The 19500-nt window shown below is 59.1% G+C and carries 15 protein-coding genes and 1 pseudogene; 6 read left to right on the forward strand and 10 right to left on the reverse strand.

Annotated features, from left to right (window positions below):
- Positions 1 to 4 precede the first annotated feature (4 nt).
- The 4 genes from J7394_RS02580 to J7394_RS02595 are packed head-to-tail and all read left to right on the forward strand — an operon-like array spanning position 5 to position 4270.
- Positions 5 to 898 carry a 2-dehydro-3-deoxygalactonokinase gene (locus J7394_RS02580; protein WP_209250743.1) on the forward strand — a complete coding sequence of 298 codons (894 nt, stop codon included), beginning with the start codon at positions 5 to 7 and terminating at the stop codon, positions 896 to 898.
- The gene (locus tag J7394_RS02585; protein ID WP_209250745.1) at positions 895 to 1500 is read left to right on the forward strand and encodes a 2-dehydro-3-deoxy-6-phosphogalactonate aldolase; all 606 of its coding nucleotides are present in this window, start codon (positions 895 to 897) and stop codon (positions 1498 to 1500) included. Before J7394_RS02580 ends, J7394_RS02585 begins: the two co-directional genes overlap by 4 nt.
- Positions 1497 to 2357, forward strand: coding sequence for an SMP-30/gluconolactonase/LRE family protein (locus tag J7394_RS02590; protein ID WP_209250747.1), 861 nt, complete (start codon positions 1497 to 1499; stop codon positions 2355 to 2357). The genes J7394_RS02585 and J7394_RS02590 overlap by 4 nt, the downstream gene beginning before the upstream one ends.
- Entirely contained in the window at positions 2354 to 4270 is a 1917-nt protein-coding gene (locus tag J7394_RS02595; RefSeq protein ID WP_209250749.1) for a beta-galactosidase, read from the forward strand. Before J7394_RS02590 ends, J7394_RS02595 begins: the two co-directional genes overlap by 4 nt.
- 10 nt (positions 4271 to 4280) lie before the next feature.
- Here the strand turns inward: J7394_RS02595 and J7394_RS02600 are convergent, their stop codons facing one another.
- From J7394_RS02600 to J7394_RS02645, 10 genes are all read right to left on the reverse strand, one after another.
- Positions 4281 to 6242, reverse strand: a complete 1962-nt coding sequence (locus J7394_RS02600) for a beta-galactosidase (RefSeq protein ID WP_209250751.1) — start codon at positions 6240 to 6242, stop codon at positions 4281 to 4283.
- Positions 6239 to 7885, reverse strand: a complete 1647-nt coding sequence (locus tag J7394_RS02605; protein WP_209250753.1) for an amino acid ABC transporter permease — start codon at positions 7883 to 7885, stop codon at positions 6239 to 6241. Before J7394_RS02605 ends, J7394_RS02600 begins: the two co-directional genes overlap by 4 nt.
- A 66-nt stretch (positions 7886 to 7951) precedes the next feature.
- On the reverse strand, positions 7952 to 8701 hold the full coding sequence (locus tag J7394_RS02610; RefSeq protein ID WP_247748022.1) for a basic amino acid ABC transporter substrate-binding protein: 750 nt from the start codon (positions 8699 to 8701) through the stop codon (positions 7952 to 7954).
- Positions 8702 to 8728: 27 nt separating this feature from the next.
- Positions 8729 to 9769, reverse strand: coding sequence for a LacI family transcriptional regulator (locus tag J7394_RS02615; RefSeq protein ID WP_209250755.1), 1041 nt, complete (start codon positions 9767 to 9769; stop codon positions 8729 to 8731).
- Positions 9770 to 10561, reverse strand: coding sequence for a sugar phosphate isomerase/epimerase (locus tag J7394_RS02620; RefSeq protein ID WP_209250757.1), 792 nt, complete (start codon positions 10559 to 10561; stop codon positions 9770 to 9772).
- Positions 10562 to 10596: 35 nt separating this feature from the next.
- The gene (locus J7394_RS02625) at positions 10597 to 11679 is read right to left on the reverse strand and encodes an ABC transporter ATP-binding protein (RefSeq protein ID WP_209250759.1); all 1083 of its coding nucleotides are present in this window, start codon (positions 11677 to 11679) and stop codon (positions 10597 to 10599) included.
- 3 nt (positions 11680 to 11682) lie between these two features.
- Positions 11683 to 13338, reverse strand: coding sequence for an alpha-amylase family glycosyl hydrolase (locus tag J7394_RS02630; RefSeq protein WP_209250761.1), 1656 nt, complete (start codon positions 13336 to 13338; stop codon positions 11683 to 11685).
- A 9-nt stretch (positions 13339 to 13347) separates the two neighbouring features.
- On the reverse strand, positions 13348 to 14496 hold the full coding sequence (locus J7394_RS02635; protein WP_209250762.1) for a carbohydrate ABC transporter permease: 1149 nt from the start codon (positions 14494 to 14496) through the stop codon (positions 13348 to 13350).
- Positions 14497 to 14499: 3 nt separating this feature from the next.
- Positions 14500 to 15507 (reverse strand): carbohydrate ABC transporter permease, encoded by a 1008-nt coding sequence (locus J7394_RS02640; protein ID WP_170377422.1) that lies wholly within the window; start codon positions 15505 to 15507, stop codon positions 14500 to 14502.
- 55 nt (positions 15508 to 15562) lie between these two features.
- A complete protein-coding gene (locus tag J7394_RS02645) occupies positions 15563 to 16921 on the reverse strand; it encodes an ABC transporter substrate-binding protein (protein ID WP_209250764.1) in 1359 nt (452 codons plus the stop codon).
- A 216-nt stretch (positions 16922 to 17137) separates the two neighbouring features.
- On the opposite strand from J7394_RS02645, the gene J7394_RS02650 reads away from it, so the two are divergent.
- Positions 17138 to 18172: a LacI family DNA-binding transcriptional regulator gene (locus J7394_RS02650; protein ID WP_209250765.1), complete on the forward strand. Its 1035-nt coding sequence runs from the start codon at positions 17138 to 17140 to the stop codon at positions 18170 to 18172.
- Positions 18172 to 19473 (forward strand): annotated as a pseudogene (locus J7394_RS22850) (GH1 family beta-glucosidase); the annotation flags it as partial. The gene J7394_RS02650 and the pseudogene J7394_RS22850, both read left to right, overlap by 1 nt.
- Positions 19474 to 19500: the final 27 nt, after the last annotated feature.

The raw sequence follows: 19500 nt of genomic DNA on the forward strand, positions 1-19500 counted from the left end.
AACGATGAAACCAGAATGGATCGCAGCGGACTGGGGCACCTCGCACTTGCGCGTCTGGGCGATGGAGGGGTCGACCCCTATTGACCACGCCCAGTCAGACATGGGCATGGCGCGCGTCTCCAAAGGCGGGTTTGAGGACGCCCTGTTGGCATTGATCGAGGGCTGGTTGGACAATGCTCCTGTCGATGTCGTCGCCTGCGGCATGGTAGGCGCCCGTCAGGGATGGGTTGAAGCACCCTATGCTGCTGTTCCAACCACGCCTGTGCAGGGCGTTCCGATCCGCGTGCCCGCCACCGACCCTCGGGTCCGCGCCTTTGTCGTGCCCGGTCTGAAACAAGTGGCCCCGCCTGATGTGATGCGCGGAGAAGAAACGCAAATCGCTGGGTTTCTGGATACACATCCAAATTGGGACGGCGTGATCTGCTTGCCCGGCACCCACACGAAATGGGTGCAGGTCAGCGCGAATGAGGTCGTCAGCTTCCGCACCTTCATGACCGGAGAGCTGTTCGACTTGCTGCGCGGTCAATCGGTCCTTCGGCACTCGGTGAGCGAAGGTTGGGACGAGGCCGCGTTTTCTGAGGCCGTCGAGGATACTCTGTCCAAACCCGAACAGCTCGCCGCCCGTCTGTTCAGCCTGCGTGCTGCAGATCTGCTGCACGGGCAGGATGGCAGCACGGCGCGCGCGCGTCTGTCCGGGCTATTGATTGGGGCCGAACTTGCAGCCTCACGCCCCTATTGGCTGGGTCAGCAGATCGCGATCATCGGGGCCGAGGGGCTATCGGCTGCCTACGCCAAAGCGCTGCAACCGCAAGGCGCGTTTGTCGAGATGGCCGACGCCACCACATCCACTCTGGCCGGGTTGAACAAAGCCCGCAATATGACAAGAGAAACCGTATGAGCCGCCCTATCATTGCCATTCTGCGCGGGTTGACCCCCTCGCACGCCGAGAAAGTCGGTCGACTTCTGATCGAAACCGGGATCGACCGGATCGAGGTGCCGCTGAACTCTCCGGATCCTTTGGAAAGCATCGGCATTCTGGTCGAGGCGTTCGGCGATCGTGCCCTGGTCGGCGCGGGTACGGTGCTGACCCCCGAACAGGTTGAGGCCGTGCGTGACGTAGGCGGAAAGCTGATTGTCTCGCCCAATGCCGATCCTGACGTGATCCGGCGCAGCCGTGAGCTGGGGCTGCAATCCTGGCCGGGCATCTTCACCCCGACCGAGGCCTTTTCGGCCCTCAAAGCCGGCGCAACGGGTTTGAAACTGTTCCCCGGCTCTTTGGCAGGCCCCGCAGGTCTGTCAGCGTTGCGGGCGGTCTTGCCTATGGGCACGCAGGTCTTCGCAGTTGGCGGCGCGGGTACAGACAACTTCGACGAATGGATCGCAGCCAGCGCGGACGGGTTCGGCATCGGTTCGGCCCTGTTCAAGCCGGACATGGAGCTCGCGGAAATCTCGGAACGCGCCATTCGGATCGTAGCCGCCTATGACGAGGCTGTTGCATGAGCGTCACTTTCGACGACCGCCCGTGTATGCTGGGCGAAGGTCCTCTCTGGCATCCCGAGCGGAAGCAATTGTTCTGGTTTGACATCCTCGGCAAACGCCTAATGACCCGTGAGGGCGAGGTGCAGAAAAGCTGGGACTTCGAAGAATATGTCTCGGCCGCAGGCTGGGTGGACCGTGATACTCTGCTGATGGCCTCAGAAAACGGGCTGTGGCGGTTTTCGCTGGCCACGGGTGAGAAATCTCTGGTTGCCCCGCTCGAGGCTGACAATCCGGTTACCCGCTCGAATGACGGCCGCGCCGATCCGTGGGGCGGGTTCTGGATCGGGACGATGGGCAAAAGCGCGGAACCCGGTGCTGGTTCAATCTACCGGTTTTACAAGGGCGAGTTGCGCCGTCTGGTGCCGGATGTCACCATTTCAAACGCGATCTGTTTTTCTGCGGACCAGTCCTGCGCCTACTACGCAGACACCGCGACACGACAGGTGATGCGGTGGGGTCTGAACTCCGAAACTGGCTGGCCTGAGGGGGAAGCTTCAGTGTTTCTGGATCTGAACGAAGACGGTTTGAACCCGGATGGCGCGGTGGTTGATACCGCTGGGAACGTTTGGATCGCTCAATGGGGGGCGAGCCGGGTCGCGGCCTATGATCCGGCAGGCCAGTTCCTGCGCGCCGTCGCGGTAGACGCCGCCCATACATCCTGCCCCGCCTTTGGCGGAGACGACCTGACAACGCTGTTCTGCACAACCGCCCGCGAAGGGCTGAGCGCGGAAACGCTTGAAACACAACCCACCAACGGAATGACCTTTGCCGAGCCGAACGCAGGCCAGGGCCAACCGGAACACAGAGTCCTTCTATGACCCCCGAACTCGGCGTTTGCTACTACCCCGAACACTGGCCCGAGGCTGTTTGGGCCGAAGATGCCGCGCGCATGGTTGAGACGGGCCTGAGCTGGGTGCGCATCGGCGAATTCGCCTGGAGCCGGTTGGAACCCTCGCCCGGTGATCTGCAATTCGACTGGCTGGATCGCGCGGTCGAGGTGCTGGGATCGGCCGGTTTGAAGGTGGTTATGGGGACACCCACAGCGACGCCTCCGCGCTGGATGCTGGACAAACACCCCGATATGCTGGCTGTCGACGCTCAAGGTCAGCCGCGTAAATTCGGGTCGCGTCGGCACTATTGCTTCAGCCATGCAGGTTATGTCGACGAGTGCGTCCGCATCGCCCGGATCTTTGGCGAACGCTACGGCCACAATCCGCATGTCGCTGCCTGGCAAATCGACAATGAATATGGCTGCCACGACACCACGATCAGTTACAGCCCCCCTGCGCTCGCGGCGTTTCGGCTGTGGTTGGCGGATCAATATGGCAGCATCGACGCCCTGAACGAGGCTTGGGGCAATGTTTTCTGGTCGATGGAATACGACCACTTTGACCAGATCGACCTGCCAAACCTGACTGTGACCGAGCCGAACCCGGCCCATGTTCTGGCCTTCCGCCGCTTTAGTTCAGACCAGGTGGTGGCGTTTAACAAGGCACAGGCCGATGTGTTGCGCCCTCTGACCGATGCGCCGTTGTCGCATAACTACATGGGACGTGTACTTGAGTTCGACCATTTCGATGTTGGCGCGGACCTCGATATCGCCACCTGGGATAGCTATCCGATCGGCTTCTTGTCGGACAGGTTGGAGGATGACGCCGAACACAAGGCCAAATTCCTGCAACAGGGCGATCCGGACATGCAGGGCTTTCACCATGACCTCTATCGCGCAATTGGCCGTGGTCGTTGGTGGGTGATGGAGCAACAGCCCGGCCCTGTGAACTGGGCCCCGTACAACCCAGCCCCCCTGCCCGGCATGGTCCGGCTGTGGTCGCTAGAGGCCGTAGCTCATGGGGCCGAGGTGGTGAGCTATTTCCGCTGGCGCCAAGCGCCCTTCGCGCAGGAGCAGATGCACGCCGGATTGCTGACACCAGACAGCCGCGCGGCCCCCGGTCTGGCCGAGGCGCGCCAGACGGCGGAGGAATTGAAGGCCATCGGTCCGGTGCACCAGAAACAGGCGCAGGTTGCGATCCTGTTCGACTATGCCTCGGATTGGGCGTGGACCGCGCAGCCGCAGGGCGCAGGATTTGACTATTTCCGGCTGGTATTCTCGACCTATCGCGCTCTGCGTCGGGCCGGGCTGTCGGTGGACATCGTTTCATCTCAGAACCTGCCGAAAGGATACGCGGTGATCCTTGCGCCGGGTCTAGCCACTATCGATGCCGAGTTGGAAACGCGTCTGGCAGAGGCCTGCGAGCTTGCCATCCTTGGCCCGCGCAGCGGCGCAATCACCCGCGATTTCCAGATCCCTCTGTCGGGTCGCCCCGGCCTTGATGGCGTCGATTGCCATGTCGATCTGGTTGAAACCCTGCCGCCGAATGTCAAACGCCCGGTGGTAGGAGGCGGAGCGGCGCGGCACTGGATCGACCGTCTGTCCGGAGACGGCGCGGACCTCTTGAGATTTGAGGACGGGACTCCAGCCGTGAAAACGGGGGATGGTTTTTGGTATCTGGCGGGTTTCCCCGACGAGGCGCTCTGGGATCGTCTCATCGGTCTGGCAGCGCACCACACCGGTCTAACCCTGCAGCCGATGCCCGAGGGCTTGCGGCTTCGGGAAACGGCCGAGCATACGTTCCTGATCAACTACAATGCCGATCCGGTTGAATGGAACGGGCACACCATTGCGGGCTGCGACGTTGTAGTCCTTGAAAACAGCGCGTCCTCGGAGGGTTGATACGGGCGCGCTATTTCGTCCAAATTGCAAGGCTGTGCGGGGCTACCGGGTCTTCTCCGACCAGAAGCGAGCGCTTTGTATTCGCGGGCAGTGGTTGGTCTTGATCACCGAAATTGAAGGCAAAGCGCAGGTCCCCGCGTTGGGTAAGCCTCAAATCCTGATGCGTTTCGGAGACCTCCAGCCCCGCCCAATCCAACACGTCGCGCAAGATGTTTTGTAACAACGCGCCGCTCGGGACCATCGCAAGATAGGTCGCCCTGTTCGAGCGAATGACCGCCGGGCTGCCATTCTGATATCGACTGACGAATTGGCCGATAACTTCTGCGCTCGTCTCGACAATTTCGCGCCAACCTGTGAAGGGCAGCGGGTTTTGCTCGCCCAACTGCACGGCTTCGTCCGCAAGGTCAGGCAAGGACTCGACTCGCAAAACGCGAACACCTGTCAAATCGCTCAACACCCCCGGCGCGAGGCTATCCGGGCTGTGCATATCTGGCGTCTTGCTGCCCGACCGCGCCCCGATAAACAGTTTCGCTGAGGTCGTCTTAAGTCTTGAGGCCAAGTCGGCGCTGACAATCATGCTCTGCGGCAAAACGATCAAGGCATAGCCATCAAGGTCGTCTTCTGGCCCGACAAAATCCAGATCGACGCCGAAACCGCGCAAACCCGCGTACCAGTCTCGTAGGATGTTCGCATTGGGAAACTCATTGTCATGCGGCAGGATGTCCGCCGCCCAGATCGACGTATAGTCGATCAACATAGCAACTTGCGCTTTCTGTCTTTTGGCAGGAGGCAAAACCGCGCGATCCTTCACCACCTGCGCCAGCTCAACCGCTGCCTGATCCAGACTACCATCCGACCGTAAAAGCGCGGTGTGGAACTGCTCCTGAGCGAACTTCGCCTGCCGCCAGCGAAAGAACATCACCGCCTGCGCGCCATGGGCATAGGCTGCCCAAGTCCACAGCCGGACCACTCCATCTGCGGGCGAAGGGTTCTTTTCCGCCCAGTCGACGGGACCGGGTTGTTGCTCCAACACCCACATGCGCCCGCGCCCTTGCGAGCGATAAAGATCGCAGTGAAACCCCTGATAGTCCGGTGCCCCGGTTCGCAAGTAGCGATGCTTGTCCTGATCAGACAGGGACGATCCCAGCAGATTGCCCAGCGGGTAACTGTCGAAGCCGACGATATCCAGATCGGCGGCCACCGCGTGGTGATCAAACTCAAAACTGCCCGCCATGAAGTTATGCGTGATGTCCCGGCCCGGAGAATGCGTGCGCAGAATATCTACCTGAGCCTTGTTGAACAGCCGGACTCGGTCCGAGGAATAACGCGCGAAATCCAAAGATTGCGTCGGGTTCGCGGCCGCAACCAGGCCGTTTGGTAGCTCGATCTGGTTAAAACTTGAATACTGCGTGCCCCAGAAGACCGTACCCCATCTCTGGTTCAATTCTTCAATCGTGCCATAGCGCACTTGCAGCCACCGGCGAAACCCATTGCGAGCCGCGTCCGAGTAACTGAGGACGGTGTCATGGTCGTTGTATTCATTGTCAATCTGCCACGCGTGAACATGCGGGTTTTGACCATAGCGCCGGGCATATTCGGTGGCGATCCGTTTGGACTCGTCAAGGTAGACATCACTGGAGAAGCAATAGTGCCGGCGCGATCCAAAGCCGCGCACGCGACCGTCAGGGCCGACGGGCAAAATCTCTGGATACTCGTCGATCAGCCATTTGGGTGGCGAAGCCGTTGGAGTAGACATCATGACCCGCAGGCCAGCCTCACCCAAAATCCCGATGACCTCATCCAGCCAACCCCATTCGAACTGACCGCGCCGGGGTTCGATCAGACCCCAGGTGAACTCGGCAATCCGCACCCAATCGAGGCCCATCTCGACCATTTGAGCAGCATCGTCTCGCCATTGGGACGGGTCCCATTGCTCGGGGTAGTAGCAAACACCCAGTTCAAGCTTGTTCATCTGGTGTCCTTCGCGGTTCGCCGCTCGATCCATTTCAGGAAGCTGGCGCAACCCAGAGTGATCACGACATAGAGGATCGCCGCCGTGTTGAATGGCGCAAACGGCAGGAAGCTAGAGGCCTGAAACTCGCGCATGCGTTGGGTCATGTCGCGCACCGACAGGATCGACAGCAGTGAGGTGTCTTTGATCATCGCGATGAACTCATTGCCCAACGGCGGTGTCACGATCCGCAGGGCCTGCGGCAGCACGATCAGCCGCGCCGTTTGCCAGCGTGACAGACCCAATGAGCTACCAGCCTCGAGCTGGCCTTTCGGTATGGCTTCGATGCCGGATCGGAAAATCTCGGCCATATAGGCGGAATACCCAACCGAAATGGCGATGATCCCGCGGGTCATGTTGGTCATGTCGATACCACCGCCGGTGGCATCCTTGACCGCGCCCGCCAAAGGAAGGCCGATATAGAGAATGATCACCAGCATCGGAATTCCGCGGATCGTGTCCACGAAAAACTCGGCCCCGACCGCAAGCGGATGCAGTTTGTGCTGGGACCCACCGACCGTCAGTGTCAGCAAAAGGAAACCGAAAACGGCAAAAGCCAGCCCCGGATTTCGAAACTTGTCCGGCAGAAAGCTGGTCTGCCAGATCACCGGATAGCCCTGCGTATGGGACTCAACCGGAACAAACGCACCCGAGACGCTGTCGACGGTCTCAATCTGCTCAATCGCTGATGCCACGTCCGGAGCGCTCCGGATCCGGATTTGCTGATCGCCGCCGCCTTCGAACTCACCGAAGCGGATCATATCGGCCTGCGCCTGAGGGGTGCCGCGCACAATGGCGATACGCCCCTCGGTATTGCCGACAAGGACATAGCTGACCTTGGGCTGCATGAAGAAAAAGGTGGACACCGCAAGCAACGCCAGACTGATCGCGCCATAGACCATCGTTGTCCGGGCCTTAGGCTTGAAAGACTGCAGCCCGACCCAGATCAGGCCAAGGATCGCGGCGAAGATATAGGCAAAGATCGCCGCGCGGAACGTGATGGCGACGCCTGTTGCGAACTGCCAATGGGCCATGAACATCAGGTAGAACAGCGCGGCGCCCGTCAGAATTTCGAACCCAAGTTGCACGCGCCCGCGCATTGGTTTCGTCAAACGACCAGAGATCAGGCACAACGCGATGATCACAGCATAGACCGCCAGAAGGATCTGCAGGCCGCTCTGAACCTGTGCCACCACTTCGGGAAACAAAACCCACGTCTGGTTGGAGCGGTCAATCAGGGTCGAGGTGTTCTGACTGAGCGCATGAAAGAAGACGGATTCGGCGAAGGGCATCAGGACATGCGGGGCGACAAACGCCAGAATGGACAGGCCAACCGCCGCCGGAAACGCCGCCAAAGCCGATATCCGAAGCCATGCGGGCGCTTGCGCTTCGAACCGGGTGTGGCGGGCGCAAAGATAGCCCAGGATCGCCGTCACAAGGACCAGCAGGAACCCCACAAATATCGGCCCTGCATTGTTGCCGATCCCCAGAATGGCGACCAGAGATCGCAGATATTTGGACGAGGTGGCAAACAGATAGATGATAAACGGCGCGGCTGCGAGCAACACGAGGTTGCTCGGGCGGATCGAGCTGAGGCGCGACATGGGGTTCTCCGCTAAGTCAAAGCCCCGGCGGCAGAAACCGCCGGGGCTGGAGGGGGATTCAAAGGATCAGTTGGTGCCCCAGTATTTGGCTTTCAGTTCATCCAAAGTGCCGTCTTGCTGAATTGCTGCCAGACCTTCGTTGATCGCATCGACAGTCGGATCACCTTCCTGAAACACGATGCCCAGAGGGTCGGATTGCAGCCCTGTAATGCCCACGGTCAGTTCGCCCGCGAATTCCTGCTCATATGCGGTGGCCGAGGTTCCGTCGATGATCACGCCTTCTACATCGGCATTCTGCAGCGCCAGAATGGCGGCCGAGAAGTTGTCATAGAGGCTGACATTCTCACGCCCGACCAGATCTTCCGCCAGCTGCGCGTTGGTCGTTCCGGTTTGAGCGGCCAGTTTGAGACCTCCGGCCTTGAAGTCGTCCAGGGTCGTGTCGCCCTTGTCGACTTGCAACAGGATGGCCTGGCTGACCACGATATACGGCTCCGAGAAATCCATGGTCTCTTCCCGTTCCGGCGTGATCGAAACGCCCGAGATGACCAGATCGAACTCACCTTGCTGAAGGGCTGCGAAGATCCCATCCCACGCGGTGTTGACGAAATTCGGCACGCAGTTCACGCGCTCGCAAATGGCGTTCATGACGTCGACGTCAAAGCCCACGATCTCGCCCGTTGTCTCGTCGACGGTCTCCATCGGCGGATAGGTTGCATCCGTTCCGATCTTCAGAACACGGCCTTCCAAATCGGCGGCAAAAGCGGCCGGGACCGTCATCGTGGCAACGGCTGCAGCGGCAAGTAAATGTTTGAACATGATTGGTTTCTCCTATGTTGGGTCAGGTCAGTTCGCCGGGTTCGGCGGAGGTGTGTCAGGTTGCCGCTCGATTAACGTGGCCCTGATCTTCTTTTGAATTTCGGACGGATCGACCCCGTCCAATGATTTTAACATGAACGCGCCCAGCAACCGGCTGGTTTCGTCAATCGGCACGTAATAGGCGCTGGGCGCGGGCACGAAATATTTGCTGAGCTGGAGGTCATCGGTCGAAATGACCACAACATCGCGCCCGACCCTGATGCCATCTTCGGCGGCGGCCGACAAAACGCCCAGTGTCATCGCCTCGTTGGCGCAGATGATACCGGTCGGGCGGTTTTTGCACTGCATCAGGCTGCGAAAAGCCTCTTGGCCGCTTTGCGCCGTTGTGGGGCCGTTGTAGACCAGATCGCGTTGAACGGGCACGCCCGCAGTCTGTAGCGCGGCGGCATAGCCAGTCTGACGCTGCCCGGTGTAAACCAAATCGGCAGGTGGGTTAATGAGAGCAATCCGTCGATGACCCAAACGCAACAACCGCTCTGTGGCGTCACGCGCCGCGCTTTCGCTGTCGAAATCGACATAGGGGTGAGGTTCAAGACTGTCGCTCATGCCATAGGTTACAAAGGGGAAGTTCTGACTTTGCAGATAGGCGATACGCGGGTCGTTGCGTCGGGTGCCCGAAAAGATCACCCCATCGGCCGAGCGTTCCTGCACGATCGTGCGCAGGGCGGCCATCGCGTCATCAAGATCGGCCACGCTGCACACGCTCAGCTCATAACGTGACCCCTGCAAGGCGGTTGAGATGCCAGCCACAATTCGGGTGAATTCTACGCCCTCCCACTCCTCGGTTGCGTTGGTGGAGACGCCTACCAGTACCGCGATCCTGTAGGATTTGTTGGTGCGCAGCTTCAGCCCGGCGAGGTTTACTTTGTAACCCTGCTCCAAGGCCACTTTCTGTATCTCTTTAAGGGTTTCGCGTTTAACCGAGTCCTCTCCGCGCAAGGCATTCGATACGGTCCCGACGGAGTAGCCTGTCTGCTTGGCGATAGACTTGATCGTTGCGCGGGCCACCTAGATACGACCTTTCAAAAGGTCGGTCAGAAAGCGCCGGCCTGTTGTCAGTGTTGTCGTCGGGCTCGGCGATTCGTCATGTTCAACGAATAGATCCGAACAAACCGTGCGATCCAGCGCGTCAAGAACTGCGCTCCAGTCTATCTCGCCCTGCCCCAGATCTCGCCACCGGGCGTCGCCCTCTTGGCCGGGATCCACGTCCTTGGCGTGGACCGAGATCACACGGTCAGCGTATCGCCCAATTACCTCGACCGGGTTCAGGTAGGCCGCCCCCAACCAACCGATATCGGGCTGCCAAAAGACATTCCCTGTCTCCAGGATCATCTCCAACGGCGTCTGCGAGGGATACCCGACCAAATCAAAATCGTGGTTGTGATAGGCCAGCCGAACGCCCGAGCCTGACAGTTGCGCAGCCCATTGTGACAACTGGCCCGACACAGCCTTCCATCCCTCGGCAGTGTCGGGCCGCGCCGCTGGTGCCAGCCATGGCATGACGGCAACCGGGCATTCCAATCGTTCCAGAAGGTCCTGAATTTCGGGTAAACGCCCCTCGAACTCTTCCCAGTCAAAATGCGCCGAACGGACCCGCAAACCCGATTGCGCAACGGTCCGGGCCATCTGAGGTGCCGTCAGGTCGTGCAACCCCGTCGTTTCGACATCTGCATAGCCACAGGCCGCCGCCAATTGCAGTTGATCGCCAAGATCACCACAATTCCGGACTGTGTATAGCTGCGCAGAGACCCGCATTTCCCACCATTGAAACGTTTCAATAATGGTTGAACCCAGTTGCATGAGTTGTCAAGCGGCTTGAAGCCGCGCGCGCCAAGTCACTTGCGCATGGACAGGCCGTTATGGAACAGATGCACTTTTTCCGGCCGTGCTGTGACCGAAACCTGCTGCCCGCGAAGGTTCCGTTGAATACCGGGCAGTTTTGCGATGACCTGATCCGCGCCGTTGGATTTGGCAAAATATAGCAGAGTCACCTCACCCAATGCTTCGGTGAAATCAACCTCACCGCTCAGGATCGGGTCGCTATCCGTCAAAGTGAAATCTTCGGGCCGGACGCCGATGTTTACCTGCTTGCCTTCATCTTCCGTCCCGGTCGGAATCGCAGAAATCGCTGAACCTCCGCCCTCCAAGGCTATCGTCGTCATCTGCCCAGTGCCCGTGATTGTTCCGGGTAACAAGTTCATTGAAGGCGAGCCGATGAATTGGGCCACGAACTCATTGTCCGGGGTTTCATATAGCTCAAGCGGGGTGCCAACCTGGGCGATGCCTTTGTTGGCCAAAACCACGATGCGGCTGGCCAAGGTCATCGCTTCGACCTGATCATGGGTCACATAGATCATGGTGCTGTCTGGCATCGCCTCTTTGAGGCGCGCAATCTCAATCCGCGTGGCGACGCGCAGCGCTGCATCGAGATTCGAGAGCGGCTCATCAAACAGATAGACCTTGGGGTCCCGCACAATCGCCCGCCCAATCGCAACGCGCTGGCGCTGACCGCCAGAAAGGGCTTTGGGTAGGCGATCAAGGTATGGGTCCAATTGCAGAATTTGCGCCGCGCGCTCAACAGCAGCGTCGATCTCTGCGGCAGGCCGTTTGGCGATCTTGAGCGCAAAAGACATATTCTCGCGCACGGTCAGATGCGGATAGAGGGCATAGGACTGGAACACCATCGCGATGCCGCGCTGCGCGGGCGGCACGTCATTCATGACCTGACCTTCGATCTCCAGCGTGCCACCGGTGATCTTCTCCAGCCCCGCAATCATCCGGAGCAGAGTGGATTTTCCGCATCCGGACGGGCCAACAAAGACGATCAACTCGCCCTGTTCGATATCCAGATCAATGTGTTTCAGGACATCAACTGGTCCATAGGATTTCGCCACATCTGTGAGTTTGAGTTCCGACATGACTTACCCCTTGTCCTTGCGCATCAGGCAGAATTCGGCAGGTTGCAGCGTGACGCGACCTTCACCTGTGACACTGCCAATGTCCTGTCCAATTGCCTGCCAGCTGCCCGAGGGCAGATCGACCTGCCCTGCTTCGCTTCCCAAATTGAAGGCGCAGAACACCTCTTCGTTGGGGTTTTCGCGGCGGAAAACGAGGACGGGGCCGACTTGCTCCATCTCCGATTGTGCCCCTGCAGCCAGCGCCGGATGTGCATGTCGCAGAGCAATCGCGCGGCGATAGTGGTGCAGCATGGATTGATCATCCGCCTCCATACGATCAACCGCGCGTTCGGACTGTGCCGCACTGACAGGCAACCACGGCTCGCCGGTGCTAAAGCCCGATTGTTCATCCTGAGTTGCCCAGACCATCGGCGTCCGGCACCCGTCGCGGCCTTTGAACCCGGGCCAGAACTCAACGCCATAGGGGTCTTGCAAGCGCTCGAAAGGCACATCGGCCTCAGGCAGGCCCAGTTCCTCGCCCTGATACAAACAGGCCGAACCGCGCAGGCACATCATCAGAACCGCGTGTTGGCGCGTTGCTGCATCGCTGAGGTTCCAGCGGGAGGCATGACGTTGAACATCATGGTTCGAGAACGCCCAACAAGGCCAAGCATCTCCGGCCTTGGCCTGAAGCTGGTCGAACACCTGTTTTGCGTAAGCCGCTGTCAGCGCGCGTTTTTCCAGGAACTCGAACGCGTAGCACATGTGCATACGGGCGTCACCCGAGGTGTATTCCCCCATGATCTCAAGCCCGCGCTGCGCATCGCCGACCTCACCCAGACAGGCGCGTCCTTCGTATTCGTTGGTCAACGCCCGAAGCCGCTCCAGGAAGGCGATGTTTTCCGGCTGACTTTTGGAATAGAGGTGATTCTGGTGGTTGTATGGATTCACTGCAGGCGCAATCGAGGCATTGCGTTCCTCGACCGGCAGCGCGGGGTTATCGCGCAACTGCTTGTCGTGGAAATAGAAGTTGATCGTGTCCAGGCGGAAGCCATCGACCCCCATCTCCAGCCAGAACCGGGCCACGTCCAGCAGCGCGTCCTGCACCTGTTCGCAGTGGAAATTCAGGTCCGGTTGCGAGGTCAGGAAGTTGTGCAGGTAGTATTGCAGTCGGCGCGGGTCCCACTGCCAGGCAGATCCTCCGAAGATCGACAACCAGTTGTTCGGCGGCGTCCCATCGGGTTTGGGGTCGGCCCAGACATACCAATCGGACTTCGGATTGTCCCTTGAGGCACGGCTTTCGCTGAACCACGGGTGTTGATCCGAAGTATGAGACAACACCAGATCAATCATCACTTTCAGACCCTTTGCGTGGGCCTGACCCAGTAGCTCTTGGAAATCCTCAAGCGAGCCGAACATCGGATCGACATCACGATAATCGCTCACGTCATAGCCGAAATCCTTCATCGGCGACTTGAAGAAAGGCGAAATCCAGATCGCATCGACGCCGAGCGAGGCGATATAGTCGAGCCGTTGGGTGATCCCTTTCAGGTCACCAATCCCGTCGCCATTGCTGTCCTGAAAGCTGCGCGGATAGATCTGGTAGATCACCCCGCCCCGCCACCAGTCTGACGGTGCTTTGGTTGAGTTGGATAGGTCTACGGTGTTTTGCACGTTCATCAGACGCCTCTATTTTACGGATCCGGCCAACAGGCCCCGGACCAGGTATTTTTGCATTGCGAAGAACACGACCAGCGGCACAAAGATCGACACGAAGGCCGCCGTCGCGAGGATTTCCCAGTTGCCGCCTCGCGTGCCCAAAAGCTCGACGATGCGGTTGGTCATCACGGTGGTCTGGCCGGTCGCATCGATCAGGAAGACCTTGGCGACCAGCAGGTCGTTCCATGTCCATAGGAACTGGAAGATCGCGAAAGAGGCCAGCGCCGGGAAGCTGAGCGGCAGGATCAGTTTGGTGAAAATCTGGAACTCGGTCGCGCCATCGACACGGGCGTTCTCGATCAGATCGCGCGGCAATCCGGCCATGTAGTTGCGCAGCAGGTAAATCGCCAGCGGCATACCAAAGCCAGTATGGGCCAGCCAAACGCCCAGATACCCTTTGCCGATCCCGATATTCAGATGGAATTTCAACAGCGGGATCAACGCCAATTGCAAGGGCACAACCAACAGCCCAACGACGGCCGCGATCAGAAGCGCACGGCCCGGAAACTCCATCCACGCCAGTGCATAGGCTGCGAAGGCCGCAACGAGGATCGGGATGATTGTCGCGGGTATCGTCACCGTTAGCGTGTTGAAGAAGGCTTTGGCCATACTGTCGGAACTACTTTGATCCAGCAGGACCTTTCGGTAGTTGTCCAAGGTGAATTCCGGCGGCAATTCGGCCGTGACGAACACACGCGCACCTCGGTTTCCGGTGAACTCCTCAGTGTTTTCCATCCTGTAGGCGCCGTTCGCGTCAACGGTGATCGTGCCGCCTCGACGCAGCTCGGCGGTGTCGCCGGGAACAAAGGCGTCAACCTCACGGGCACTGATACCCCAGTTCGAGATCTTGACCTGCTCGTCATCCCCGAAAAGCTGACCTTCGATTACGTAGAGACCGTTCTCCAAAACCTGCGTTTCAGGTGCAGCGCTGCGCAGGGTCAGGTTCTGCTCGGACGGAAAAACCGACCGCCACCAGCCGCTGCCAGAGATCTGGTCCGCGGTCCGGAAAGATGAGATCAGCAGACCGAGGGTCGGGATCACCCAAAGCACCACCAGAAAGACAACCGAGGCATGGACGACCCAGCGCAGTGCCGGTTTGGTTCCTGCAATATCGCTCATGGCCTACTCCATTTCCTTGCGCGCATTGCGCACGTTCCAGATCAGGATCGGAGTGACCAGCAACATGATCACCATGGCCGAGGCCGACCCTACCCCCCAATCATTGGCGCGGAACAGTTTGTCGTACATGTAGTTGGCCAGCACCTGCGTCTCCCACTGCCCGTTGGTCATGGCAAAGACGATGTCGAAGACCTTGAGGACGGTGATGGTGATTGTCGTCCAGACCACCAGAATTGTTGTCTTGATCTGAGGCACTTTGATCTTGAAAAAGATCTGGAACGGGTTGGCCCCATCCAGAATGGCGGCCTCGACCGTTTCCTCGGGGATGCCGCGCAAGGCCGCCGACAGGATCACCATGGCAAACCCGGTCTGAATCCAGACCAGAACGATCATGAGGAAGAAAGAGTTCCAGAACGGAACGGTCAGCCATGTTTGCGGTTCAGTCCCGCCGAAGAAGATATAGAGGGCGTTTAGAATGCCGATCTGATCCTGTTCCGCTGGGCGCGCGTCATAGACCAGTTTCCAGATCACCGAGGCCCCCACGAAGGAAATCGCCATCGGCATGAAGATCAGCGACTTGGCAAAGTTGCCCCACCGGATGCGATCGGTCAGCTGCGCCACGAGCAGACCAAAACCGGTCGACATCGCGGGCACCACGATCAGCCAGAACATGTTGTTGCGCATGGCTTCCCAGAATTTCGGCTCGGCCGCCATCTGAGTGTAGTTGTCCAGACCAACCCATCTGTACCCGCCGCCGGGCACGCGCTCCGTGAGAGAAAGACGCAGCGTCTCAACCACCGGATAGGCCAGATAGAGGCCAAGCGCCGCCAGCGCGGGGAACAGAAACAGCCAGGGCCGGATCATGTTCGCGCGGTTGATATTGCGCCCTGCATTCGGCCCACGCGGCGGGAACAGGACTTTGTCCAGAAATTGGTTCGAGAGATAGAAGTAGCCCACGCAACCCGACACACCGATGATGATGGTCAGCAGGCCCTGAAGTGCCGGTGTCATGATGCCCTCGTCGGTTTGGAAACGGGGCAGCTAGATAGCCGCCCCGAAGCGTTAGTTACTTCGCGGCATCCCACGAGGACTGGATTTCACCCGCAACGGTGGCCGCGTCCTTCGCGCCCGAGGAATAGTCGACCATGCCGGTCCAGAACGTGCCCGCACCGACCGCACCCGGCATCAGGTCTGAGCCGTCAAAGCGGAACGTGGTGGCGTTGGTCAGAATTTCACCCTGACCGCGTTGCGTGTCATTGGCATAATTCTCGGGGTTTGCCCCCAGATGCGGCGTCAGGAACCCGTCCTGAGACATCATGATCTCATGCGCGAATGGGGTCTTGAGGAACTCCATGAACACTTCAGTCGCCGGGCTTGGGTTCGTGATGGTAAATAAGGTGCCCGCGCCCAGAACCGGAGTACCCAGATCCTTCTCGGCATAGGCCGGAAAATAGAAGAAATCGGCATCCACGCCCAGCTCTGTCCCTTCCGGGAAATAGGCCGGGATGAACGAGGCCTGACGGTGCATCATGCAAGCAGGCGGGCTGTCAAACAGGCCCTTGGGGCTATCGCGGAAATCGATCGCAGCCGTGTCGTCTGCGTTCCCAACCACATAGTCGTCATTGCGGGTAAAGCTGCCATATTCCTCAATCGCGGCAATCACGCGCGGATCGTCAAACTTCATCTCATTCGACACCCATTGGTCGTAAACCTCAGGCGGTTGCGTGCGCAGCATCAGGTCCTCAACCCAATCCGTCGCAGGCCAACCCGTTGCGCCACCGGATGCGAGGCCGACGCACAGCGGCGTCTCACCGTCTTCGACCATCTGATCCATAAGCGCTTTGAACTCTTCCATGGTCTCAGGGACCTCGTAGCCGAAGTCCTCGAAGTTCTCAGGGCTGTACCAAACCAGAGACTTGACGTTCACGTTGAAGAAGAAGCCGTAGAAATCCCTGGCTCCGTCTGCGTTTTCAAAAGTTCCCAGATCGACCCAGGACTGACCGGCCGCGAAATTATCCTTGATCCAGTCCGCCGATCCATCGGCAAGCGGCGTCAAATAGCCGTTCTTGGCCATGTTCGCCGCAAGGCCGGGCTGCGGGAAAACCGTCAGGTTTGGCGCTGATCCGGCTGCGGCGTCGATCAAAATCTGCTGCTCCAGCGAGTCTGACCCGACATAGCTGGAACTTGCGCCTGTTGCCTCATCGAAATAAGCGACCAGATTTTCGAAGGACTGTCCTTCGCCCGCAAGCCAGGGGCCGAAAATGGTCAGGTCCTGACCGCTTAGATCATGAGCGTCTGCAAAGGCCTGGAACCCGTCCCAGTCAAAGCCGCCCTCTCCAACGGGGTGGATCATCTGACCCTGTGCGTGAACAGCCCCGGCAGTCAGGGCAAACGTGGCCACACCTGCGTACAGCGTGCGTTTCATGAAATCTCCTCCCAATACTCTCCAGCGCCTTCTCTTCGCGTTTTTCAAAGCGCTTTGAATGTTTATTGTTATCCGCTAACATTTTTACTCTGTCAATGAGTCGTATTTTCGAATAAGTCAGAAAAACAGGCTTGTCTGTTATCACAACAGGTTGGCAGGCACACAAAACAGGACCTCACCAGTAAAGCCTTCGATTTGAAGGCGCTTTGACTACCTATGAACCTCAAGCAGCTCTCTGAAACACTGGGTCTTTCGCAAACCACGGTCAGCCGGGCGCTGAACGGCTACCCTGAGGTCAACGCTGAAACACGTCTGAGGGTTGAGGCTGCTGCAGCCAAACACGGCTACCGCCCTAACAGCCGCGCCAAAGGGTTGGCGACGGGCAAGTCCATGGTCATCGGTCACGTCATCCCCAGCTCATCAAGGCATGAAATGGTGAACCCGATCTTCGGCGATTTCGTCGCCGGAGCATCAAAAACATATGCCGAGCATGGCTATGACATGATGTTCACCAACGCCGATGACACCTCGATCGAGGCGGCCTATCGCAATCTATTTCAACGCGGAGCGGTCGACGGTGTCGTGCTGCAGGGCCCAAAGGTCAACGAGCCAAGGATCGAGGTTCTGACGCGCATGGCGGTGCCGTTCATCGTTCATGGCCGCTCAACCGGCGTGCAGGCCGAATATGACTGGATTGATGTGAACAACAAAAGTTCGTTCCAGCGCGCGACGCAGTTTCTGATTGATCTGGGCCACCGTCGCATCGCCCTGATAAACGGGCTTGAGGATATGGACTTTGCCCAACGTCGTCGTGCCGGATATCTGGACGCTCTGCAGCAGGCAGGGCTGATGCCGGATGCCGCCTTAATGCGCAGCGCCGAAATGACCGAGGTCTATGGCCATCGGGAAACCCATCAGATGCTGCAGATCGCAGAGCCACCGACCGCAATTCTAGCATCGTCGATGATCACTGCCATAGGCGTGCGCCGCGCGCTGGAAGAAGCCGGGCTGCAGATGGGGCGGGATATTTCAGTCATCGCCCATGACGATGATCTTTCCTACCTGAAAAATGGTCAGGATGTGCCGATCTTCACCGCAACGCGGTCCTCGGTTCGGGACGCTGGCGAAATGGCCGCCGAGATGCTGATCCAGCGGATCAAGTCTCCGGCAGCGCCGGTGCAAACTAGTTTGCTTGAGGCCGAGTTGGTCGTCGGGCGATCAACCGGGCCTGCGCCCACCGGGGTGCGGTGATGAAATACACACGCAAAGACTTCCCCGACGATTTTCTATTCGGCGTCGCAACATCCGCCTACCAGATCGAAGGCCACGCTCAAGGCGGTGCGGGTCGGACGCATTGGGACAGTTTCGCGGCCACGCCCGGAAACGTTGTCGGCGCGGAAAATGGCGCCCTCGCCTGCGATCACCTGAATCGGTTCGAAGAAGATTTTGATCTGGTTCAGGATGCTGGGTTTGATTGCTATCGCTTTTCGACCAGCTGGGCGCGTGTTTTGCCCGAAGGTCGTGGGCATGTAAACCAAGCTGGGCTGGACTATTACGACCGCCTAGCGGACGCGCTGCTTGAACGCGGCATCCGCCCCTGTGCGACGCTCTACCACTGGGAGCTGCCTTCGGCGCTTGCCGATATGGGGGGCTGGCGCAATCGGGATATCGCCGGGTGGTTCGCCGATTTCACCCAAGTGATCATGGGCCGGATCGGAGACCGCATGTATTCGGTCGCGCCGATCAATGAGCCGTGGTGCGTCAGCTGGCTCAGCCATTTCGAAGGCCATCACGCACCGGGTTTGCGTGATATTCGCGCGGCCGCACGTGCGATGCATCATGTTCTTCTGGCCCATGGCAGCGCCATTCAGACAATGCGCAGCCTAGGCATGTCCAATCTGGGCGCTGTCTTCAACCTAGAATGGGCGGAGCCTGCGGATGATGGCGCGGCTGCACAGCAGGCGGCCGCGCTCTATGACGGGATCTACAACCGGTTTTTCTTGGGCGGCGTGTTCAAAAAAGCCTATCCCGACAACGTGCTGGAGGGGCTGGAGCCTCATTTGCCCGAAGGTTGGCAAGATGACTTCGACACTATCGGGGCACCTGTCGATTGGTGCGGCTTGAACTACTACACCCGCAAGCTGATTGCCTCGGCAGACAGTGCATGGCCAAGCCTGACCGAAGTGCCCGGCCCTCTGCCCAAGACCCAGATGGGTTGGGAGATCGACCCCGACGCCCTGACCCGATTTCTGAAAAGGACCGCAGAAGACTATACCGGTGATCTTCCGATCTATGTTACAGAGAACGGCATGGCGAGCGCCGAGCGCCAGCAGGATGATGAGCGCATCGCCTATCTGGACTCTCACTTGACGGCGGTTCAACAGGCTTTGGCCGCAGATGTACCCGTAAAGGGGTATTTTATCTGGTCTTTGCTGGACAACTACGAATGGGCCTATGGCTATGAAAAACGGTTTGGATTGGTAGACGTGGATTTTGAGACGCTGGACCGCAAACCCAAAGCCTCCTTCGCTGCCGTAAAGGCCGCACTTTCCGAGGGCGCCGCCGACCGGCAGGCTTAT

The sequence above is a fragment of the Ruegeria sp. R13_0 genome (assembly GCF_017743995.1).
Taxonomy (GTDB): domain Bacteria; phylum Pseudomonadota; class Alphaproteobacteria; order Rhodobacterales; family Rhodobacteraceae; genus Ruegeria.

Bases quoted from the DNA above. Each gene is read 5' to 3' on its own strand.
- J7394_RS02585 (WP_209250745.1), top strand. From the start codon at position 895: ATGAGCCGCCCTATCATTGCCATTCTGCGCGGGTTGACCCCCTCGCAC.
- J7394_RS02635 (WP_209250762.1), bottom strand. From the start codon at position 14,496: ATGAGCGATATTGCAGGAACCAAACCGGCACTGCGCTGGGTCGTCCAT.
- J7394_RS02580 (WP_209250743.1), top strand. From the start codon at position 5: ATGAAACCAGAATGGATCGCAGCGGACTGGGGCACCTCGCACTTGCGC.
- J7394_RS02620 (WP_209250757.1), bottom strand. From the start codon at position 10,561: ATGCAACTGGGTTCAACCATTATTGAAACGTTTCAATGGTGGGAAATG.
- J7394_RS02630 (WP_209250761.1), bottom strand. From the start codon at position 13,338: ATGAACGTGCAAAACACCGTAGACCTATCCAACTCAACCAAAGCACCG.
- J7394_RS02640 (WP_170377422.1), bottom strand. From the start codon at position 15,507: ATGACACCGGCACTTCAGGGCCTGCTGACCATCATCATCGGTGTGTCG.
- J7394_RS02610 (WP_247748022.1), bottom strand. From the start codon at position 8,701: ATGTTCAAACATTTACTTGCCGCTGCAGCCGTTGCCACGATGACGGTC.
- J7394_RS02605 (WP_209250753.1), bottom strand. From the start codon at position 7,885: ATGTCGCGCCTCAGCTCGATCCGCCCGAGCAACCTCGTGTTGCTCGCA.
- J7394_RS02600 (WP_209250751.1), bottom strand. From the start codon at position 6,242: ATGAACAAGCTTGAACTGGGTGTTTGCTACTACCCCGAGCAATGGGAC.
- J7394_RS02595 (WP_209250749.1), top strand. From the start codon at position 2,354: ATGACCCCCGAACTCGGCGTTTGCTACTACCCCGAACACTGGCCCGAG.
- J7394_RS02625 (WP_209250759.1), bottom strand. From the start codon at position 11,679: ATGTCGGAACTCAAACTCACAGATGTGGCGAAATCCTATGGACCAGTT.
- J7394_RS02645 (WP_209250764.1), bottom strand. From the start codon at position 16,921: ATGAAACGCACGCTGTACGCAGGTGTGGCCACGTTTGCCCTGACTGCC.
- J7394_RS02590 (WP_209250747.1), top strand. From the start codon at position 1,497: ATGAGCGTCACTTTCGACGACCGCCCGTGTATGCTGGGCGAAGGTCCT.
- J7394_RS02650 (WP_209250765.1), top strand. From the start codon at position 17,138: ATGAACCTCAAGCAGCTCTCTGAAACACTGGGTCTTTCGCAAACCACG.